At 36.9% G+C, this 3,182-nt stretch carries 4 protein-coding genes; 2 read left to right on the top strand and 2 right to left on the bottom strand.

Features of this window, described 5'->3' with window-relative positions:
• The first annotated feature begins 72 nt into the window (after nucleotides 1-72).
• Together KGY70_06550 and KGY70_06545 are read left to right on the top strand one after the other, a co-directional pair.
• A complete protein-coding gene (locus tag KGY70_06550) occupies nucleotides 73-411 on the top strand; it encodes a hypothetical protein (protein ID MBS3774825.1) in 339 nt (112 codons plus the stop codon).
• 131 nt (nucleotides 412-542) lie between these two features.
• Nucleotides 543-1,238: a hypothetical protein gene (locus KGY70_06545; GenBank protein MBS3774824.1), complete on the top strand. Its 696-nt coding sequence runs from the start codon at nucleotides 543-545 to the stop codon at nucleotides 1,236-1,238.
• A gap of 712 nt (nucleotides 1,239-1,950) precedes the next feature.
• Here the strand turns inward: KGY70_06545 and KGY70_06540 are convergent.
• Entirely contained in the window at nucleotides 1,951-2,421 is a 471-nt protein-coding gene (locus KGY70_06540; GenBank protein ID MBS3774823.1) for a hypothetical protein, read from the bottom strand.
• 4 nt (nucleotides 2,422-2,425) lie between these two features.
• Complete coding sequence (locus KGY70_06535) at nucleotides 2,426-3,145, bottom strand: hypothetical protein (GenBank protein MBS3774822.1); 720 nt, start codon at nucleotides 3,143-3,145, stop codon at nucleotides 2,426-2,428.
• Between the last annotated feature and the right edge of the window lie 37 nt (nucleotides 3,146-3,182).

Genomic DNA, 3,182 nt, shown 5'->3' with positions numbered 1-3,182 from the left:
AGGAAATTTAATTTATTTATCTTTACAAAACTATAATTCCTGAGCCATTGTATAACCGCAAATTTTTTCAATATGAAAATTACTATGGTAAAGAAGATTTTGGAGGACGGCAACGAATGCAAAAAATGCCGTGAAGTCACCGAAAGGTTGAATGCTCATGGTGAGATGGACAAGATCAGTCACCTAGCTTATGCAGATGTGCGGGAGCCTGGTTCGGAAGGTTTTAAGCTGGCAGAAAAATACAATATGGACATCACCCCGTTCTTTATTGTAGAGGAAAATGGCAATGAAACCGTATATAAAACCTACCTGGAACTAAGGAAGAATGCTTTTAACCGGGACCCTGATCCGGATGATATAGAGATAGAAGAGAAAAGGAAGGCGCCCCCGGATGAGCTGGATTTTCTGTAGATAAATCATTGAATAAGAGGGCCACGAATTCACAAATGATCATGAAGGAAAATATTTACTTATGGAGTATCTTTGATTTTAGATGTACTCTGTGAAAACAATTAAACGTTATATTTAGAAACTTATTTCTGATGTCAAAAGATGGGGACAACGATACAAACGAACCTTTGTCGGATTACGGGCAGCCGTTGACTTTCGAGAAGGTTTGGCAAATGTTTCAGGAGACGGATAAGATGTTTCAAGAAACAAGGAAACAATTAGAGGAATCAAGGAGGCAATTTCAGGAATCAAGAGAACAATTCCAGGAAACAAGAGAACAATTCCAGGAAACAAGGAGGCAATTTCAAGAGGTCAGGGAGCAATCCAAGGAAACAGACCGTAGAATCGACAAACTGGCCAGGCTTTATGGAGGAGTCTCCAGTAATAGCAGGGATGTTGCAGAAGAGTTCTTTCGGAGAGGTTTGGAAACGTGGGATTCCCTTTTTGGTATTTCGTATGATCAGCTCGCCCGCCTGAAGAAGAAAACCAGGAAATTGCAGGGAGAATTTGATATTGTGCTTTACAACGGGGATTATATGATTGTTATTGAAGTCAAATACAAGCTCCATCCGGATGATGTGGAGGATTTTCTTAATCGCAAGCTTCCGGCTTTTAAACCCTTATTCCCGGAATATGCCGATAAAAAACTCATTGGAGCCGTTGCCGCCATGAGCGTTCCCACCGACAGTTATGATCTGGCAGAGAAAAACGGGTTGCTGGTCTTAACCCAATCTGGCGAGAACATTTCGGTTATGAACCCGAAAGATTTCGTTTTGAAGGAATATTAATCACCGTTTAGTAAACTCTATCACAGTTACTGATATTTTTCTGTTTATATTATATTGAAAAATATATTGAATATCAATTTTGCTATCCCGGATATCGTTCTGTATGTTTTTTATATCGGTATTGCTATCCCGGATATCGGTTTCAATATTTTAAATATCAAATTTGATATCCCAGAGATCAACGCCCATGTCTTATTATATCAATTTTGATATACGAGATATCGGCAACGATACTCTAGATAATATTTTTGATATTCTGGATGTCAACACCGATATTATATATAGTATTATTGGTATTCTGGATATAAAGAAACAAATTATCTTGTTTAACAGGAAGTCAAATGACAGGAAGTTATCAACAGATTATTAACTCTTATGTGTGATAAATTACATATACCTGTTTAATTGTATTTCGATAAAGTCAAAAAAGACCTTCGAAATGCTTTTTTATTACCTCTCTGTTACTGCATATTTATTCTCCGTGAAACTCCGTGGTTCAAACATTAATATTAGCAACGGAAAACACAAAGGAAATCACGGAGGGCCATGGAGGACTTTATGGAAAGAAAAGGCTGTAAATCTCTGGTAATCTATATGACTATCATCGACTTACAGCCAGGTTCGCAACAAATCCCGAAAATAGCTGCTTTACCAATCAACCCTTAGGGGAAAAACATTTCAGATGAAGTTTACTGATTAATCCATTCAGATTCTATTCATCTGTATCCGGTTTTTTATCTTTTTTCTCCTCTTCTTCCTTTTCAGGAGATTCCTGTTTAGTTGTTTGCATTTGTCCAGCAATTCTATTCAATTTTTCATTCAGGGATTTCATGGATTCGGCATTCTGGTTATATTCTTTCGTTTGCATATTAAATAAGACCTCTTTTAACTGAAGTATCTCGATATCTTTCCCTTGCATGGCTATTTTGTGTTCCAGATGCCTCTCGTATGATCTTTGTCGTTCACTTAAATATTGAGCAATGTAACGAAGCGCAATAAAAAGGATAATTCCAACAATAAAATAGAAAAGAAATGGATACCCTGTAATGACAGCAAATCCAAGGTTTATATTAAGAGCCACTGCAAATACTTCCCAGTTGAATGCAGCAAGATATGCCCATATCACTATCCATATTATTAGGAAATAGCTGATTATTGTTTTAAAAGTTTTAAATTTTTTCATATTACTACTGGTTATTTTCTATTTCTTTGGAAAGATCAATAATTTTCTTATCTACTTCCTCTATCTGTTCTAAAAGGGACTTTACTTCTTCATCACTGGTGAAATCGTCCGGTATAGCATTGGCATTGTTCTTCATTGCCAAATACAGCTTAACGCCCAACTGGGAACCCAACTTTTTCTTTTCATTGTTCAGATTTCTCATTTCATACATGTCCCTGTATTTTTCAGCCAGGGTTTGTGCCCTGTTAACTGCATTACGGGTTAATTCTGCCCCTGTTCTGTAAGCCTCCGAAGATGTCTTCTTTATCGTGCCAAAGATTTTTTCCGAATAGGTAGATAACTTTTCTCCTATTGCTTTTGCTTCTTCATTAATCACTCGGGTACCTTCGGAAATATTCTCACTTGCTTCCTTCCAAAAGTCGGGACTTTCAGATTTTTCTTTGCTTTCCTCTTCTTTTTTACTTTTTTCAGAGGTTTTGCTTTTGGTTTTACCCGTAGATTTTGAACCACTACTTTTTTTGCTTCCGGTTGTTGTTTTTGCTGAGGATTCAGTCTTTTTTCCGGTTTTAGTAGTTTTTGATTCCTCTTGCGATTCTTTCTTTGTTGAAGAGGCAGATTGAGACTTTTGCTCCTCCTGCTGTGCACTGGTCTTTTCCTGCTGTTCTCCGGATGTGTTGTTTTTTTCTTCTTTTCCGGTGTTGTTGGATGTGTTTTCAGTTGCCATAATTCATCAATTGTTTAAAGGTTTATATTATTTCTTT

The organism is Bacteroidales bacterium, from assembly GCA_018334875.1.
Taxonomy (GTDB): Bacteria; Bacteroidota; Bacteroidia; order Bacteroidales; family UBA12077; genus JAGXLC01.
The sequence above is the reverse complement of the archived record's forward strand: the minus strand, read 5'-3'. Positions and strand labels throughout refer to the sequence as shown.